Origin of the sequence: Acinetobacter lwoffii (genome assembly GCF_019048525.1) — a bacterium.
In the GTDB taxonomy this organism is placed as follows: domain Bacteria; phylum Pseudomonadota; class Gammaproteobacteria; order Pseudomonadales; family Moraxellaceae; genus Acinetobacter; species Acinetobacter lwoffii_K.
Map to the genome: position 1 here is coordinate 3,014,984 of NZ_CP077369.1, position 15,937 is coordinate 3,030,920.

Below are 15,937 nucleotides of genomic sequence, written 5' to 3' on the forward strand. Positions count from 1 at the left end.
TGCCCACATGAGTATTCAAGTACAAAATATTGAAAAACACTTTGGTGCATTCCATGCACTGAAAAATATCTCGCTGGATTTTCCAGATGGTCAACTGGTCGCACTTCTTGGCCCATCCGGCTGTGGCAAAACCACTTTGCTACGGATTATTGCCGGTCTGGAATCTGCGGATGGCGGCCAAGTGATTTTAGAAGGTCAGGATGCCACCAATGTGCATGTGCGTGAGCGTGAAGTTGGCTTTGTATTCCAGCACTATGCCCTGTTCCGTCATATGACAGTATTTGACAATATCGCCTTTGGTCTGCGTGTTCGTCCGCGCAAAACTCGTCCATCGGAAGCGGAAATTAAAAAACGTGTGACACGTTTACTCGACTTGGTTCAGCTCGGTTTCCTGGCTGACCGATATCCAGCTCAACTTTCTGGTGGTCAGCGTCAACGTATTGCACTGGCACGTGCTTTGGCAGTTGAACCGCGTGTATTATTACTGGATGAACCTTTCGGCGCACTGGATGCCAAAGTCCGTAAGGAACTGCGTCGTTGGTTACGTACCCTGCATGACGAACTGCATATCACTTCGATCTTCGTGACTCATGATCAGGAAGAAGCGCTTGAAGTTGCGGATCAGATCGTAGTAATGAACAAAGGTAATGTAGAGCAGATCGGATCTCCACGTGAAGTCTATGAAACCCCGAAAACTCCATTTGTATTCGACTTTTTGGGTCAGGCGAACCGTTTTGAAGGTCAGAACCATGCAGGCATCATCCAGCTCGGCGAAGACCGCATTCAATTTGAGGGTGCAAAAAATGCCGCTCAAGGTGAAGTGATTTTATTCGCACGTCCAGATGAACTACGCATCCATGCACAGCCACACGACAATGCCATTCAGGCGACCTTCATTCGTGAATTATGGATCGCGGGTAAAGTAGTTGCTGAGCTAAATGACCGTCAAGGCAATCTGATTGAAATTTTACTGACGCCTGATGAAGCGAGAGCGCATCAATTCCGCCCAAATCAAACTGTTTGGTTAAGTGCGGTGAATTTGCATTTATTTGAAAACCAGGTCGCTTAAGATCAAAAGATGGGGCTTTAAAATGCCCCATCCTCTTCTAGGGTAAGAGAATTATGAATTTCCAACAATTAAGAATTATACGAGAAACGGTTAGACAAAACTTTAATTTAACTGAAGCTTCTGCTGCGCTTTATACTTCACAGTCCGGGGTAAGTAAGCATATTAAAGATCTGGAAGATGAACTGGGGGTGCAGTTATTTATCCGTAAAGGTAAACGTCTACTGGGCTTAACCGAACCAGGTCAGGCACTTTTAGGCATTGTGGAACGCATGCTGGTCGATGCCGACAATATCAAACGTCTGGCCGATGATTTCAATAAAGTCGATGAAGGCACATTGACGATTGCCACGACGCATACCCAGGCGCGTTATGTGTTGCCACCAATTGTCAGCCAATTCAAAAAAGAATTCCCTAAAGTACATTTGATTTTGCAACAGGCCAGCCCGGTTGAAATCACGGAAATGCTACTGCAAGGTCAAGCGGATATCGGTATTGCGACCGAAGCACTCACCACTGAAGATAATCTGGCCAGCGTGCCTTACTATAACTGGCAACACAGTATTATTACCCCGCAGAATCATCCACTGGCAAGCAAAGAACACGTGCTCATCGAAGATCTGGCGCACTACCCGATTATTACTTATCATGGTGGTTTTACCGGTCGCTCCAAGATTGATACCGCCTTTGAAGAAGCCGGTTTTGATGTAGATATTGTGATGTCCGCGCTTGATGCCGATGTCATCAAGACCTATGTAGAAATGAATATGGGCATCGGCATTGTCAACGATGTGGCCTATGACCCGGAGCGTGATTACCGTTTAAAGCAGATTGAAACCGATATTTTCGGCGTAAATACCACCTGGATTGCAGTGCGTAAAGGTCATTTATTACGCGGTTATGGCTACGAGTTTATTTCCCTCTGCTCACCAGACGCAGATATTAAGGCATTGAAAAAAGTCGCCTATCCAGACGAATAAAGTGCACTATTTTAAGTTTTTAATCAAAGAGGCTACATGGCCTCTTTTTTATTTTTTGAGTAGATAAAGAATATAAATATCAAGCATAATCACGTACATAATAAGTTGAATTATACCATGATGATCAATCATAAATTTGCTCTTTTCTCCATGGGCTTGTTTTTCTCCGGGTCAGGTTATGCAGCAGCGTTTGAACAATCTAACCAAAGCATTCAATCGTTTTTTGAAAAAAATCATTATGCTGAAGTTTCATTGGCCTGGGTTCGCCCTGATATCAGCGGTCAGGTACAACATACCGAAGAGCTGCAACAATTAGGCATCACCGATTTTTCTACAGGAAATCTTACCCATAACCAATGGGTTTCCAATGCCGCATTAAAATTCCAGTTGAATCCTCAAGTGTCGTGGGGACTGATTTACGATCAGCCTTATTCTATAGATATCGCTTATCATTATGATCCTGTTTTTGCAGGTGCAGCGCTTCCAATTGAGGCTGCTACTATTCAGTTTGAGAGCCATAATTTGACCTCATTAATTGGCTTTCAACCAAACGATAACTGGAATTTTTATACAGGGCTAAGTTATCAAAGCTTAGAGGGAAATTTATATTTATCCGGGCAGACATTTTATATATTCAATGGTTATCGAGCCACATTTGAACGAGATCCCGCTTGGGGCTGGCTTGCAGGAATCAGTTATCAGATTCCTGAATATTTTTTTAGAACCGCACTGACCTATCGTTCTGCAATTACTCATCACAATAAAACCACTGAATCCATTATTGTAGGTACAAATCCAGCACCTTATACAGAAATTCAAACTCCACAGTCTGTGAACTTGGATTTTCAGACAGCTTTAACTGATCAAAATGCGCTCTATGGCACGCTGCGTTGGTCAAACTGGCAAAATTTCGTGATCCAGCCGCCTAAATTTGGCGCTGTAATTGACTATGCGGCCTTACAGTTCCCTGAAGTAAAATCTTTTAGAATGATTGATTATCGTAAGGATCAATGGTCTGGAAAAATCGGACTTGCCCATCAATGGCCATCTTTTGGCATAAATTCTATCGAGCTTATATGGGATTCTGGTACAGGAAATCCGGCTTCAACCTTGAATCCGAGTGATGGCTATTGGGGTATCGGACTAGGTCATCTTTATAAGATTCAAGAAACCTGGGATATTGCTACTGGACTATATTATTTAAAGTTTCAAAAACCTGAAATTTCCTCATCCGAACCTATTACGCCACAGATTGCAGGTTTATCCGCAGTTTCCGATAACAGTGCCTGGATCCTAGGTTTGAAAATGGGTTATCACTTTTAAAATTATTCTAAAAAACAAAAAACGAGCCGAAGCCCGTTTTTTATAAGACTGAAACTTAGAAGCGGAAACTTACACCAAGTTTAGCCACTGGTAGCCATTCGTACTCATTGTCGTTACGAATTTCGCGTTCCTCACGTTCAACTTCTGAAAGAAAATCCTTACCAGGTTCAGTAGTTACAGCAGTTCCAGAAGCGGTTAAATTAACGGTTGGATTACCATTATAGTAGGCACCAATTTCACCAAACACACCCCAGCGATTAGTAATTGCTGGAGAGAAACCGATTCCTACATAAGGAGCAATATTATTTTTATACGATAATTGTCCATTAATACGTGCACCACCAGTACCTGCAACGAAATCGGTACCATTCACAGTAAATCCTTCGCTACCACCGATACGACGGTCGATATCATAATCATTATCTACATAAGCTACACCTGCAGCCATATAGAACCAGTTCGCCCAAGGACGGATTTCAGCATTTAGATAAGTTAGGTTGTTGTCCATATCCAGGTCATATTCAGAACCATTGATTGATAAATCATCCGACCAGGAAATATCACCGCCGTTATAACCTAAAGTGACACCTACATATGGGTTAGCACTCCAGGAAATTGCCCCACCATAACCGGTAGTACCGACTTCAGCACGAACAGCTGCGGGTTTAAAGAAAGAAAAAGATGCCACACCTTCATCTGTTACGATTGTTTCATCAGCAGCCATGACAGATCCAGCTGTGGCAGCTAGAACGGATACTGCTAAAAGTTGATATAAAGCTTTCATTATTTCTCTCCTCAAAAGAACTTTTTTTTCATCATTAGTTATTCGTGATGAGCTCAATATAAAGGACTTAAAAAATATTTTTTATTCACATTTTGCTCATCTTTTGTTATTTTTTGATACAAATTAATTTTTCTTGTTGAGAACCAAGCCTTTTCTAACACTTTTCCTACATTTCAACATAATGAAAAAGTACACTTATTACTTTAATAATTTCACGCTTTCTACACTTCTGGCTATTTTTCATCTATTTTTAGTGCTTTCAACTATTTTTCCTGCAATATAGTGTAAAATCTAGAAAATTTTTTTCTGGAAGGAAGATCATGTCGCAGCTTTCAACAATCATTGAACAAGCGTTTGAAGACCGTGCGAATTTTACAGCTGCAGATTGCTCTGCTGAAATTCGTCAAGCAGTAGAGGAAGTAATTGCTGGTCTAGACAATGGTACTTTACGTGTTGCTGAAAAAATCGATGGTGAATGGGTTGTTCATCAATGGATTAAAAAAGCGGTATTGTTATCATTTAAATTAAACGACAACAAACCAATGGAAGCTTGTGATCTTCGTTTCTATGACAAAGTAGAGACTAAATTCTCAGGTTGGACTGAAGAACAATTCAAGGCTGCTGGCGTACGTGTTGTACCGCCTGCTGTTGCACGTAAAGGTTCTTTCCAGGCTAAAGGCGTGATCTTGATGCCTTCTTATGTCAACATTGGTGCTTATGTAGATGAAGGCACGATGGTTGATACCTGGGCAACTGTAGGTTCATGTGCACAAATCGGTAAAAATGTTCACTTGTCAGGTGGTGTAGGTATTGGTGGTGTGCTTGAACCGCTTCAAGCGAATCCAACCATTATTGAAGATAACTGCTTTATCGGTGCACGTTCTGAAATTGTGGAAGGCGTAATCGTTGAAGAAGGTTCTGTGATTTCAATGGGCGTATTCATTGGTCAATCGACCAAGATTTATGACCGTGCCACTGGCGAAATTCATTATGGTCGCGTACCAGCAGGTTCTGTCGTTGTTGCAGGTAGCCTTCCATCTAAATGCGGTACTTATAGCTTGTATGCTGCCATTATCGTGAAAAAAGTTGATGCACAAACTCGTTCTAAAACAAGCCTGAACGATCTATTACGCGAAGACTAAGATGTCTTAACTTAGAGGACACATTCGTGTTCCTTGGAGCTTCAATCGCTCCTCGTCTCTACGATTAGTAATAATCGTAGGGATTTTTATTTTTATACCCGGTTATTTATTTTTCATTGGTTAGTTTTGTTATGAATACGCTTCGATCTTCCGCAATTCCTGTCTCTGATCCGTCTGCGGGTTTACGCATTACGGAGATTTTCTATTCATTGCAAGGTGAAGCCAATGCTGCAGGACTGCCAACAGTATTTATCCGTTTAACCGGTTGCCCATTGCGTTGTAGCTATTGTGATACCACCTATTCCTTTGAAGGCGGTGAGCGTCAGTCTCTGGACGATATTATCCAGACCACGCTTGATTTTAAAACCCCTTATGTCTGTGTGACCGGCGGTGAACCACTGGCGCAGCCCAATGCCCTGCCCCTGATGCAGCGACTCGCGGATTTAGGATGTGAAGTTTCACTTGAAACCAGTGGCGCTTTAGATGTGTCCAAAGTGGATCCGCGTATTTCCAAAGTTTTAGATTTAAAAACACCAACTTCAGGTGAAGTTGCACGGAATTTGCTTTCTAATCTCGATCATTTAACTGCACATGATCAAATCAAGTTTGTGATATGCAATCGTGAAGATTATGAATGGTCAAAACAGCAGCTTGAACAGTACCAACTTCAAGACAAAGTGAGTACAGTTTGGTTTTCGCCTGCATTTGCGGTCGAAAAAGGTGCGGTTTGTTTACCTCCACTGGCACGTGATTTGGCTCAGTGGATTTTAGAAGACCATCTCCCTGTTCGTTTCCAGTTACAACTGCACAAGTTGTTATGGAATGATGAAACTGGTCGTTAATTTTTTGTAAAGTATTTTTTTGGAGAATCAGCTTATGCGCCCTCGTGCCATTGTACTGTTATCTGGCGGATTAGACTCAACAACATGTCTGGCTTGGGCGCAGGCACGCTATGAATGTATCGCACTCAGTTTTCGATATGGTCAGCGTTCAACCACCGAGCTGGATGCAGCAAAGGCTTTAACGCAACGTGCGGGTGTGGAACATCGAGTGATCAATATTGATCTGGGTAATCTGGGTGGCTCAGCCCTTACCGATCATAGCATTGACGTGCCGGATCATGAACAGTCAGGTATCCCGATTACCTATGTTCCGGCACGTAATACAATCTTCTTGTCTTACGCTCTGGCCGCGGCAGAAGTATTCGAAGCTGAAGCGATTGTGATCGGAATTAATGCGGTTGATTACTCCGGTTATCCGGATTGCCGTCCGGAATTTATTGACGCATTTGCCAACATGGCACGCCTTGCGACCAAGGTTGGCGTAGAGGGTCAGGCGCTCAAATTTGAAACACCTTTGTTACATTTATCCAAAGCAAATATCATTCGCTTAGGTATTGAACATGGCGTAGACTACAGTCAAACGGTGTCATGCTATCAAGCAGATGACCAAGGACGTGCCTGTGGCAAATGCGACAGTTGTCGTTTACGTAAACAGGGTTTTGCGGACGCAGGTGTTGAAGACCCGACACGTTATATACCGTAATAACAAGGTAGAGTTTATGAAGAATTTAAAATCAAGCATCGTGCTTTCAGCAATTGTTTCAGCTGCTGCTATGTTCGCAACTACGGCTCAAGCGGCTGATGACAAATTACAACAAGCTTATAAAAGCACCAATGTAAAATCTGCATTGATCAATGTTTGTAAAAATGAAACTGGCAAAAGTAAAAAATTGACGGCTGCTGAAGTCAGCAAATATTGTGGTTGTGCTATTGAAGCAGATGGAAAATTAACCAATGCACAAAAATGGGAAATTCAAAGCACCATTAACCAGAAGAAAAGCCCAGGCACTTTAGCTTTTGTACAGAAGCAGAATAAAGATCTTCAAGCATGCTTTGGTCCACAGTTAACAGGCAAACTGAAAACTTTGACTGAAGAAGCAATGAAATCAGCCCAAGCGGCACCAAAGAAATAAGATCTGATTATTCTTTGATAAAATAAGCCACTATAATGTGGCTTATTTTTTTTGAAAAAATTTAGAGAAAACAGGAGTTTTTATGTCTGAAATGAGTTTGCTTGACCAGAATTTTCCTGCGACGACAGGCGAAATCAATTTAACCCAGTTGAATACAGAATGGCTGGTGATTTATTTTTATCCTAAAGATTCTACGCCAGGCTGCACAACTCAGGCAGTAGGATTTTCCTGTTTAAAAGATCAGTTCGATGCTTTAAATACCACAATTCTTGGCGTATCCCGTGATTCGGTAAAAGCTCATCAGAACTTTACTGAAAAGCAGAACCTGAGTATTAACCTGATCAGCGATAAAGAAGAAGTGTTGTGCAATCACTTTGATGTGATTAAAGAAAAGAACATGTATGGCAAACAAGTAATGGGCATTGAGCGTTCAACTTTTATTTTCCATAATAGCCAACTGGTCAAAGAATACCGTAAGGTCAAAGCAGCAGGTCATGCAGAACAAGTTCTGGAAGATTTAAAAGCTTTGCAAGCTGCTTAATTGCATGCTTATCGTATAGACAAAAGCTCGAAATATTCGAGCTTTTTTTACAATAACGTTCATATCATCAAGTATTTTATATCTACCCTAGTTCATTTCACACTGGCCTGATAGATGAAGATTAACTTTATCCCCTACCCCGGCAATTCCTTTTTTCATACCAAAATCCCTACGGTTAATCACGGCAGATGCCTGAACATCAAGCAGGTTGGCATTTGACATACTGGGTTTAAACGTGGTTTCAAAAATCACAGGTTTGGTCACACCACGCAGGGTTAAATGACCTAAAACATTGTATTTACCATTACCCAAGTCTTTAAACTGGATACTTTTAAAAATTACAGTCTTATATTTTTCTACATAAAACAGGTCTTCGCCCAAAATCATATGTTTAAATAGCGGCTTACTAAAGCTTAAACTTTCTACATCCATGACCAGATGGGTTGAGGCATTTTGCGGTGCTTTAGCATCAAACTGCATCGTGGATTGAACCTGATTGAACTTGGCTTTAACCACAGTAAGACCCATCGACTTAATCTCAAAACCGACATCACTTTTGGGAGTTAAGGTCCATGATCTTGCAAAAGACTGACTGGTCAAAGCTAAACAGATCGCCAAGCTAAGGAGCCCAGTTTTTATTGTTGTTTTCAATTTTAAATCCACCTTGTTTAATTTCTTATTGATCGGATTTAAGTACACGGCTTAATCTGAAACTAAATTTTCTTGTTTTTTGAGCGAACAGGTTTTCGTTATTTTTATACCAGTTTATTGAAGTTTTTGTAAAATCATTCATGACTAACGGACAAAATACTTGAGCTGATTTTTTTCTGATAAGTGGCCCTGCTAGGCGAGCAGGAAACTGGTTTCATCTTATAAAATTCTGATTTTATAAATTTTTTATATAAGACAGATCGTTTATTTTAAGTTCAATTTATATTGAAATATCTATGTGCTTGCAGTACTGAAAAGAGTTGTTTTCTGCGCTGCCTATTCTCCATCACTATCTAAAATGACACGCTTAGATAACTCTTAACCGATCTATCGGCTTTCGTAGCCTGAATCAAATACTGAGAATTAATGACACTGCGACGCCCCACATGGTACAGGCAATGATGGCATCCAGTATTTTCCATGCTTTTGGATGTTGAAACCAAGGCGTCAGTATCTTTGCACCATATCCCAAACTAAAGAAGAAAAACCAGGAAGCACAGACAGCACCTAAAGCAAACCACCATTTTCCTAAGGCGTATTGGGTTGAAATTGATCCAATCAATATGACTGTGTCTAAGTAAACATGCGGATTTAGCCAGGTAAAAGCCAGGCAGATCATCAGTACTTGTAGAAAATGCTCTGTTAGCTGATCACTTGGTGCTAAAACCTCTGTTGATTTAAATGCGCTGATCGCATGGTGCAAACCATAATAAAATAGGAATCCTGCGCCAATATATTTAGAAAATATAACAATATCCGGATAATGTTCAATGACGCGCGCAAAGCCCAGTACGCCAAGCAGAATTAAAATGGAATCAGACAAGGCACAAATCACACAGACCCAGAACACATGCTGTTGTTTTAAACCTTGTTTTAATACAAAAGCATTCTGTGCACCGATACTGATAATCAGGCTCATTCCCACAGCAAAACCACTCACCATATAACTGAACATCACATTCCCCTTTTTTGAATAAATGAATTATTCAACAAAATGGATGCGATTAATTAAAACTAAGTTAATATCAATTTAACTAAATTATTTTTAGATAACAGATATGCTGAATGCGAAACAATGTGATGCTTTTTACGCAGTTGCAAAAACGGGAAGTTTCGATCTGGCTGCCGAGCAGCTAAATATTACTGCCTCGGCAGTGACCCTTCGTGTTCAAAGTCTGGAAAAAAAATTGGGACAATTGCTTCTGGTGAGAGATCGGCCTTGCCGCGTGACCCAATCAGGACAAACTTTATTGCATTATTTACAGCATCAACGTTTGCTAGAACAGAATCTGATGCAGGATCTGGGTGGACAGCTGCAACATGAAGGTTTCTACTGCCTGAATATTGCCACCAATGCTGATTCACTCGCGACCTGGCTATTACCAACCTTACAAACCCAGCTGATCCAGCATAAAATTGTGCTGCATTTTCAGGTAGATGATCAATCACAGACTCATCATCTGTTAGAAGCAGGTCTCGTCAATGCCTGTTTGAGTACTGAAGCCAAGGCAATGAAAGGTTGCCGGGCTGAGTTGATCGGACAGATGCAGTATCGTCTGGTCGCCACCCCTGACTTTTCCCGAAACTGGTTTCATCAAGGGGTACATCGGGATGCGCTACGCCTTGCCCCTGCCATTATTTTTAATGAAAAAGACCAACTCCATACCCAATTTATTCAGCACGAATTTGGCCTGAACCTTGCTCAATATCCTCATTTCTTTATTCCATCGACCCATGCGTTTTTTGATGCGATTGTCATGGGTCTAGGATATGGCTGGCTGCCGGACTATCAAACCAGGGATTTGCTGGAGTCAGGTGAACTGCTTGAACTTTCGAGTGAGATGCGAATTGAAGTACCCTTGTATTGGCATCACTGGAAAGAACAGTCGTCTGCCCTGGAAATTTTAGGCGAATGTTTGAAACAGCATGCTCAAACTACCATGAATCAACCCATAACAACCTGATACTTTTAAACTAGATTGGTTTTATCATTCTGGGCAAATTTTTCACTGAGTTGCTGATAGGTCGTGGTTTTTTGGAAATTCTCTAGAAAATCAATTGTGCCTTGTGGAAATTTATCCCGTTGAATTTCGCCACGATAATAAGCTTCACGCATCGGCGTGGCGGATAAGGCATCTTCAAGACTGTCAAGTTCGACCATTTCCCATTCTGGGAAAAACTTTAAATAATAAGAAGAATCATCTTTAAAGTGCCCAATCAGCCCGACTTTGGCATCCGGTTCAATAACCTGGTTCACCAGCGATTTCACCAGTTTTTGCCATTTTTCATCATTATAAACATCTATGACTTCTACAAATTTGATCCGAGCCCGATCTTCTGGACTAAAATTTGACAGGATCATGGCTTCACGCTCCGAAGCCAAAAATGGATTCTTGATATTACGTTCATTTTGTGCAGAACCAAGAGCCAAAATCACATTCTGACTGTGCTGCAGGGCAATGTTAATCGTTTGCATGTGTGCCAGATGAAAAGGCTGAAAGCGGCCAATGAAAACCAGATAATCAAATGTATAGTTCATAAGGGATCAGTTTTTTATGACTCATGAGTTGTGCTGTCCCAATAAATATGCGACATAATCATTCCCATAAAATCAAATTAAGTTTTAAAGCAAGGATAGTACGATGACACTGAGCTGTATTCAACAACCTCATGAGCATTTGAATGCGAATTTAGAACATGGTGTACTTACTTTGGCCATCAATCGCCCGGAGGCGAAAAATGCGTTATATAGCGAACTGTATCTCTGGATTGCGAAAGCTTTAGATGAAGCTGATCAGGCACCTGAAGTTCGTGTAGTTGTATTGCGTGGTCAGGACACAGACTTTAGTGCGGGCAATGATATGCAGGATTTTATGAAATCTGCTGCGAAGAAAGGTCAGGCACCCGCTGCTGAAGGCCCGCCGTTTGTTTTACTCAAATCTGCTGCAAAATTTTCCAAGCCTTTGATTGCTGCGGTGCGTGGTGTTGCGATCGGCATTGGCGTGACGATCTTATTGCATTGTGATCTGGTCTATAGTGACAATACTGCCTTGTTCCAGATTCCATTTGTCAGTCTGGGTCTATCGCCTGAAGGCGCTTCAAGCAAGCTGTTGATTCAGCAAGCGGGTTATCATAAAGCGGCCGAATTATTGCTGACTGCGCAAAAATTCAATAGCGAAAAAGCACTCGACGCAGGTCTGGTAAATAGCATTGAAGAAGATGTTTACACCAAAGCAGCAGCACAAGCTACCCAACTCTCTGCCCTGCCATTGGCATCACTGGTGCAATCCAAAGCCTTGATGAAACACAATGTGAATGAAATTGTGGAATGGATTGACCATGAAGCAGAGATTTTCATGCAGCGTGTCGGCTCACCAGAAATGCTGGAAGCGGTTCAAGCCTTTATGCAAAAACGGAAATCTGATTTCACACAATTCAACTAATTCTGAAACTTATCTTTTAATTGAGGCAGTTTAGACTGCCTCAATCTTTTATATTTTTGAAAGAACCCAGCTTATGACAAATGAAAACTCCCAAACGACTTCTCAAACAACTGATAGTTCAAATCCTGACAAGAAGCGTTATTACGAGCCGGCACCACAGGATATTGATGTAGAGAATTTCCGTAAGGTCATTGAAAGCCGCCGTTCAGTGCGTAAATTTACCAAAAAACCAATCCCTGCTGAGGTACTGGATGCCTGTCTGGATCTGGCACTACTGGCACCAAATTCATCAAATCTGCAGCCATGGACATTTTATGTGGTGCAGAACCCATCCAAGAAAAAGCATCTGGTGAAAGCCTGCATGAGCCAACTGGCCGCTAAAACGGCTTCTGAACTGATTGTTTGTATTGCACGTACTGACCGCATTGATGAAATGGCGAAACTGAATATTAGTGAGTTTCCATTTCCTGAGGCGCCTCCAGCAATCAAAAAGTACTATAAGTACATTCCCTATAACTACAAGACAGGTTATCTGAATGCCTTTGGTAACTTTAAGAAAGTCGCTTTCAAAGTAGCCCGTACTCTGGATAAGCAGATGCCGGTTTCTGCTTTCAGCCCCGCTGATGCAAAACTATGGGCGACTAAAACCACGGCGCTGGCTTGTGAAAATCTGGTTTTAGCTTTACGCGCTTATGGTTTTGATAGCTGTATGATGGAAGGCTTCGATGAGCCCATGGTTCGTGAAATTCTGGAATTAAATGACAAGCAGTATCCGGTCATGGTGATTGGTGCAGGTGAACGTGCTAAAGATGGGGTATTCTTCCCCCAGTACCGTTTTGACCGTGAGTTATTCATTCAAAAGGTTTAAATAGCATTTAAAATTTAAATCTTTTATCTGCTAGATGATTGGCGACATGGATGTCGCCGTTAGGCAGAGATTCAGGGATGAATCTTCTGCCTAACAAAAGATTTTGGTTACTTTGATCTCTCAAAGTAACATCAGCCTATGAACGAATATTACAACTTCTCACACTTTATGAGGGTGTGCCATCTTAATAACTACGAGAATTTTTGAAATTCCTACCTTATTAATTTAAGAATAGTTTGCTCTTAATTTCCGATAATCAATCCAGTTACAATGAAATCCGACCGGCACCTGAACTGGTAAATGAATCGTTGCAATGGGTCCTTCTGTAATATGCTGGGCATCTAGAATGACAACTTTCGAGGGGCTACAATCTAAAGCATGGATATAAGACATTAGCCAGCCATCATTTTCAGCCTGAGCATCTTCCCATGCGACAAAGACTGCCTCACCAGTGACCCAGTTTTCTCCAAAGGAATAGCTTTCTGTGGTTCTGGTTCTTAAATTAAAACACATCACTGTATTGCTGCTGACATGGGAAGGATCATCAAATTCACCAAAAGAAATACTATAGATATAACGATACTGTCGTCCAATAAATGCTTCATTAATCCGTGGAAATTCCTGCTTGATATTTGATAATACAGTACGTGTCACTTTTCCCGTTCCTTGTTCAAAAATAAAGCGCTCTAGTCGTATATCCTGATCTTCGATCGGTCCCTGAATTGAACGGATCAATGCTTTGGAGTGCACTACCGCATCCATCACTATATCGCCAGTATTCAGATCATAGGCATTCACGGTATAAAAAATAAAACAGGCATCAATCTCATACCAGCGCATGTCAGTGACTTTGCCACCAAAAGGTAATACACCTATACGTGCCTGCCGTTTTGGATTCCATTGATAAGGCAGCATTGAACCTTTTAAAGCACTGCGAACCGAGAAATTCACATTCAGATCCATAATCAGCACCTGAGATTTGGTAATGGCACAATCATGAATCATCGGTCCATGTTTCACTGGAATCTCGACCTGGTGTTTCAATTTACCGTGCGAATCTATATGCAGATAAAAAACTTTATTTTGGCTCAAGGCATCATAGCAAACTGCATGAATATCCCCTGTTTCGGGATCAACATGCGGATGAGCTGTGAATGGCAAATCCTCTTCATTTTCAAAAAGATGATGTCGTTCGGATTCCAGCTTACTATTGACTTCAACTGGATAAGCACCCGCTTCAACTAAAGCCCAGATTTTTCCGGCAAAGTTAATAATATTGGTATTCACGGCATCAGCAACACCTCGTGTTTTGCCTGGAATCAGTGGTCGGTGAAGTTTCTTCTGCACGCTGGCAGCTCCGACGTAGCTGCTCTTATACCAATGTGCCTTACCGCCTTTCAGTTTCAAGGCATGAATCATGCCATCGCCAGTGAACCAATGATAATTTCTGGGATTTTTGACCAGAATTGGATTTGGGCCAATCCGCATTAGTGCACCATCCAGTTCTGCAGGAATCTGCCCTTCAACCTTTAAATTTGTGGAAAAGTGTTCCTGCCGCTCTGGTGCAAATATACCTTCCAGATAGGGATTGTCCGGTGAATATGGAATGTGCTGATGCAGGATTTCTGTACCGTACTGGATAGATTTGCTGAGGGTATTCTTAAGCACGCTGCTCAGCGGTTTTGGCCACGGCATTGTTATTTTCCTTATTGTATTTTTTCTTTGGATTATTCTGGCAGAAATGATAATAACAAAAGCAGATCGGCTGGTTTCTTAATCTAGATTAACGGCGCGCTAAATCAAACGCGCCGCAGCAGAGCATCAATTATATAATTTTAGACTTTGATATCCAGAAGCTGAATAAACTCAAAAGCTGGCTCTTCATAAGGATGACTTTCTTTCAGAGCCTTGGCCACATCGACTGCCTTTTCATCAGGCACCAGAATTTCTACCCGCCATTCTTCCACCTGTTCCAATTTTCCCACTTCACCAATATGAGGATCTGCACCTTCCTGCGGTTTAAACTGTCCGGTTCCTAAAACCTGCCAGGCACAATTCGTATACTCACCAATACCGCCCGCTCCTGCTGCAAATATCGCATTCTTGGTGTCTTCCAGGTTTTCATCGGGCACGTAATAAATCAGCTTTAACATATATTCCTTCCTGAAATTCAGCTACTTGCCGTATTATTAAGGGCTTGGACAATCATCTTCAATGCAGGATTTTGGGAATTCTTGTTAAATGTTGCATACAAGCCCAGTTTTGGCAGTGCCTGATCAGTCTGGATAATTTTCACATGCTCATTCAAAAAACGCAGTAAATATTCGGGCGCAAAACTAAAGCCCATGCCCATATTGGTCAGATTAATGTGTTGCAAGACATTGGTCACCCACAACAGCTGTTCATGTTCGAACTGATCAATACAAAGCAGTTTATCCAGCTTTTCATAAAATACGGGCGAAGCATTCTGCTCGCACATAATCATATTGTGATTTTTCAGTTCCTGTAATTTCAGGATTCGATCTGTAGGATGTAAATGCTGAGCAGCAACCAGATAAGTTTGCTCGGTTAATAAATGAATATTGTCAAAATCGGGATGATCCAGATGAAAACGGGTAATACATAAATCCAGTTCAGCATTTTTTAGCCGCTGAATCTGTTCCATACAGGTCAAGCTATGCAGATGGATTTTCAAGTCCGGCATGGTTTTTTTAAGCTGTGCCAGAATCTGCGGCATCACTTTGATTTCTGCAACATTCAGAAAGCCAATATGAATCTGGTTATTTTTCTGCTGTGCGACCTGGCGTGCTGCTGCCACTGCCAACTTGGCATTTTCCAGTGCTTTTTCGGCATAGATCTGAAAAGCCCGCCCTTCATCGGTGAGTTTGACTTTTCTCGATGAACGATCAAACAGGACAACGCCTACTTCCTGTTCCAGATCCTTAATTTGCTGGCTTAATGACGGCTGCGCAGTAAACAGCTTTTCGGCGGCCTTGGTAAAACTTTGTTGCTGCGCCACGGTGATAAAATAGCGTAAATGTCGAAGTTCCATAGCCTGCCCGGTTTCTGATCAGGTCAGCATCTTAAAATTATGACCCACGTAT

At 41.6% G+C, this 15,937-nt stretch carries 18 protein-coding genes; 11 read left to right on the plus strand and 7 right to left on the minus strand.

Going from position 1 to position 15,937, the window contains the following annotated elements:
- Positions 1–7 precede the first annotated feature (7 nt).
- The 3 genes from I6L24_RS14220 to I6L24_RS14230 all read left to right on the plus strand — a co-directional run bounded on the left by I6L24_RS14220 (position 8) and on the right by I6L24_RS14230 (position 3,369).
- Positions 8–1,069 (plus strand): sulfate/molybdate ABC transporter ATP-binding protein, encoded by a 1,062-nt coding sequence (locus I6L24_RS14220; protein ID WP_085064085.1) that lies wholly within the window; start codon positions 8–10, stop codon positions 1,067–1,069.
- Between the two features lie 53 nt (positions 1,070–1,122).
- Positions 1,123–2,046: a CysB family HTH-type transcriptional regulator gene (locus tag I6L24_RS14225; RefSeq protein WP_148334599.1), complete on the plus strand. Its 924-nt coding sequence runs from the start codon at positions 1,123–1,125 to the stop codon at positions 2,044–2,046.
- Positions 2,047–2,166: 120 nt separating this feature from the next.
- On the plus strand, positions 2,167–3,369 hold the full coding sequence (locus I6L24_RS14230) for an OmpP1/FadL family transporter (protein ID WP_148334627.1): 1,203 nt from the start codon (positions 2,167–2,169) through the stop codon (positions 3,367–3,369).
- Positions 3,370–3,424: 55 nt separating this feature from the next.
- Here I6L24_RS14230 and carO read toward each other — a convergent pair whose 3' ends face one another.
- The gene (gene carO, locus I6L24_RS14235) at positions 3,425–4,153 is read right to left on the minus strand and encodes an ornithine uptake porin CarO (protein WP_148334601.1); all 729 of its coding nucleotides are present in this window, start codon (positions 4,151–4,153) and stop codon (positions 3,425–3,427) included.
- A 320-nt stretch (positions 4,154–4,473) separates the two neighbouring features.
- On the opposite strand from carO, the gene dapD reads away from it, so the two are divergent.
- The 5 genes from dapD (at position 4,474) to I6L24_RS14260 (ending at position 7,811) form a co-directional block, all read left to right on the plus strand.
- Positions 4,474–5,295, plus strand: coding sequence for a 2,3,4,5-tetrahydropyridine-2,6-dicarboxylate N-succinyltransferase (gene dapD, locus I6L24_RS14240; RefSeq protein WP_004645637.1), 822 nt, complete (start codon positions 4,474–4,476; stop codon positions 5,293–5,295).
- Positions 5,296–5,426: 131 nt separating this feature from the next.
- Positions 5,427–6,137, plus strand: coding sequence for a 7-carboxy-7-deazaguanine synthase QueE (queE, locus tag I6L24_RS14245; RefSeq protein ID WP_148334603.1), 711 nt, complete (start codon positions 5,427–5,429; stop codon positions 6,135–6,137).
- A 34-nt stretch (positions 6,138–6,171) separates the two neighbouring features.
- Positions 6,172–6,840, plus strand: a complete 669-nt coding sequence (gene queC, locus I6L24_RS14250; RefSeq protein WP_148334605.1) for a 7-cyano-7-deazaguanine synthase QueC — start codon at positions 6,172–6,174, stop codon at positions 6,838–6,840.
- A gap of 16 nt (positions 6,841–6,856) precedes the next feature.
- On the plus strand, positions 6,857–7,270 hold the full coding sequence (locus I6L24_RS14255; protein ID WP_005097581.1) for a hypothetical protein: 414 nt from the start codon (positions 6,857–6,859) through the stop codon (positions 7,268–7,270).
- Positions 7,271–7,352: 82 nt separating this feature from the next.
- On the plus strand, positions 7,353–7,811 hold the full coding sequence (locus I6L24_RS14260; protein WP_138742572.1) for a peroxiredoxin: 459 nt from the start codon (positions 7,353–7,355) through the stop codon (positions 7,809–7,811).
- 87 nt (positions 7,812–7,898) lie between these two features.
- On the opposite strand, the gene I6L24_RS14265 is transcribed toward I6L24_RS14260, so the two are convergent.
- Both I6L24_RS14265 and I6L24_RS14270 read right to left on the minus strand, forming a co-directional pair.
- Entirely contained in the window at positions 7,899–8,462 is a 564-nt protein-coding gene (locus I6L24_RS14265) for a YceI family protein (RefSeq protein ID WP_005106431.1), read from the minus strand.
- 409 nt (positions 8,463–8,871) lie between these two features.
- A complete protein-coding gene (locus I6L24_RS14270) occupies positions 8,872–9,477 on the minus strand; it encodes a LysE/ArgO family amino acid transporter (protein WP_071850386.1) in 606 nt (201 codons plus the stop codon).
- Positions 9,478–9,580: 103 nt separating this feature from the next.
- On the opposite strand from I6L24_RS14270, the gene I6L24_RS14275 reads away from it, so the two are divergent.
- Positions 9,581–10,486: a LysR family transcriptional regulator ArgP gene (locus I6L24_RS14275; RefSeq protein ID WP_071850387.1), complete on the plus strand. Its 906-nt coding sequence runs from the start codon at positions 9,581–9,583 to the stop codon at positions 10,484–10,486.
- Between the two features lie 5 nt (positions 10,487–10,491).
- On the opposite strand, the gene I6L24_RS14280 is transcribed toward I6L24_RS14275, so the two are convergent.
- Complete coding sequence (locus I6L24_RS14280; protein WP_048882461.1) at positions 10,492–11,061, minus strand: nicotinate-nicotinamide nucleotide adenylyltransferase; 570 nt, start codon at positions 11,059–11,061, stop codon at positions 10,492–10,494.
- 103 nt (positions 11,062–11,164) lie between these two features.
- On the opposite strand from I6L24_RS14280, the gene I6L24_RS14285 reads away from it, so the two are divergent.
- Positions 11,165–11,965 carry an enoyl-CoA hydratase-related protein gene (locus I6L24_RS14285; protein ID WP_148334607.1) on the plus strand — a complete coding sequence of 267 codons (801 nt, stop codon included), beginning with the start codon at positions 11,165–11,167 and terminating at the stop codon, positions 11,963–11,965.
- A gap of 73 nt (positions 11,966–12,038) precedes the next feature.
- Complete coding sequence (locus tag I6L24_RS14290) at positions 12,039–12,833, plus strand: nitroreductase family protein (protein ID WP_044112187.1); 795 nt, start codon at positions 12,039–12,041, stop codon at positions 12,831–12,833.
- A 225-nt stretch (positions 12,834–13,058) separates the two neighbouring features.
- On the opposite strand, the gene I6L24_RS14295 is transcribed toward I6L24_RS14290, so the two are convergent.
- From I6L24_RS14295 to I6L24_RS14305, 3 genes are all read right to left on the minus strand, one after another.
- Positions 13,059–14,528, minus strand: coding sequence for a carotenoid oxygenase family protein (locus tag I6L24_RS14295; protein WP_044112188.1), 1,470 nt, complete (start codon positions 14,526–14,528; stop codon positions 13,059–13,061).
- 140 nt (positions 14,529–14,668) lie between these two features.
- The gene (locus I6L24_RS14300) at positions 14,669–14,986 is read right to left on the minus strand and encodes a YqfO family protein (protein WP_004279094.1); all 318 of its coding nucleotides are present in this window, start codon (positions 14,984–14,986) and stop codon (positions 14,669–14,671) included.
- Between the two features lie 17 nt (positions 14,987–15,003).
- On the minus strand, positions 15,004–15,885 hold the full coding sequence (locus I6L24_RS14305) for a LysR substrate-binding domain-containing protein (RefSeq protein ID WP_148334609.1): 882 nt from the start codon (positions 15,883–15,885) through the stop codon (positions 15,004–15,006).
- Between the last annotated feature and the right edge of the window lie 52 nt (positions 15,886–15,937).

Coding starts and splice junctions, on each gene's coding strand:
- I6L24_RS14220 (WP_085064085.1), top strand. CDS start 8: ATGAGTATTCAAGTACAAAATATTGAAAAACACTTTGGTGCATTCCAT.
- I6L24_RS14225 (WP_148334599.1), top strand. CDS start 1,123: ATGAATTTCCAACAATTAAGAATTATACGAGAAACGGTTAGACAAAAC.
- I6L24_RS14230 (WP_148334627.1), top strand. CDS start 2,167: ATGATCAATCATAAATTTGCTCTTTTCTCCATGGGCTTGTTTTTCTCC.
- carO (WP_148334601.1), bottom strand. CDS start 4,153: ATGAAAGCTTTATATCAACTTTTAGCAGTATCCGTTCTAGCTGCCACA.
- dapD (WP_004645637.1), top strand. CDS start 4,474: ATGTCGCAGCTTTCAACAATCATTGAACAAGCGTTTGAAGACCGTGCG.
- queE (WP_148334603.1), top strand. CDS start 5,427: ATGAATACGCTTCGATCTTCCGCAATTCCTGTCTCTGATCCGTCTGCG.
- queC (WP_148334605.1), top strand. CDS start 6,172: ATGCGCCCTCGTGCCATTGTACTGTTATCTGGCGGATTAGACTCAACA.
- I6L24_RS14255 (WP_005097581.1), top strand. CDS start 6,857: ATGAAGAATTTAAAATCAAGCATCGTGCTTTCAGCAATTGTTTCAGCT.
- I6L24_RS14260 (WP_138742572.1), top strand. CDS start 7,353: ATGTCTGAAATGAGTTTGCTTGACCAGAATTTTCCTGCGACGACAGGC.
- I6L24_RS14270 (WP_071850386.1), bottom strand. CDS start 9,477: ATGTTCAGTTATATGGTGAGTGGTTTTGCTGTGGGAATGAGCCTGATT.
- I6L24_RS14275 (WP_071850387.1), top strand. CDS start 9,581: ATGCTGAATGCGAAACAATGTGATGCTTTTTACGCAGTTGCAAAAACG.
- I6L24_RS14280 (WP_048882461.1), bottom strand. CDS start 11,061: ATGAACTATACATTTGATTATCTGGTTTTCATTGGCCGCTTTCAGCCT.
- I6L24_RS14285 (WP_148334607.1), top strand. CDS start 11,165: ATGACACTGAGCTGTATTCAACAACCTCATGAGCATTTGAATGCGAAT.
- I6L24_RS14290 (WP_044112187.1), top strand. CDS start 12,039: ATGACAAATGAAAACTCCCAAACGACTTCTCAAACAACTGATAGTTCA.
- I6L24_RS14295 (WP_044112188.1), bottom strand. CDS start 14,528: ATGCCGTGGCCAAAACCGCTGAGCAGCGTGCTTAAGAATACCCTCAGC.
- I6L24_RS14300 (WP_004279094.1), bottom strand. CDS start 14,986: ATGTTAAAGCTGATTTATTACGTGCCCGATGAAAACCTGGAAGACACC.
- I6L24_RS14305 (WP_148334609.1), bottom strand. CDS start 15,885: ATGGAACTTCGACATTTACGCTATTTTATCACCGTGGCGCAGCAACAA.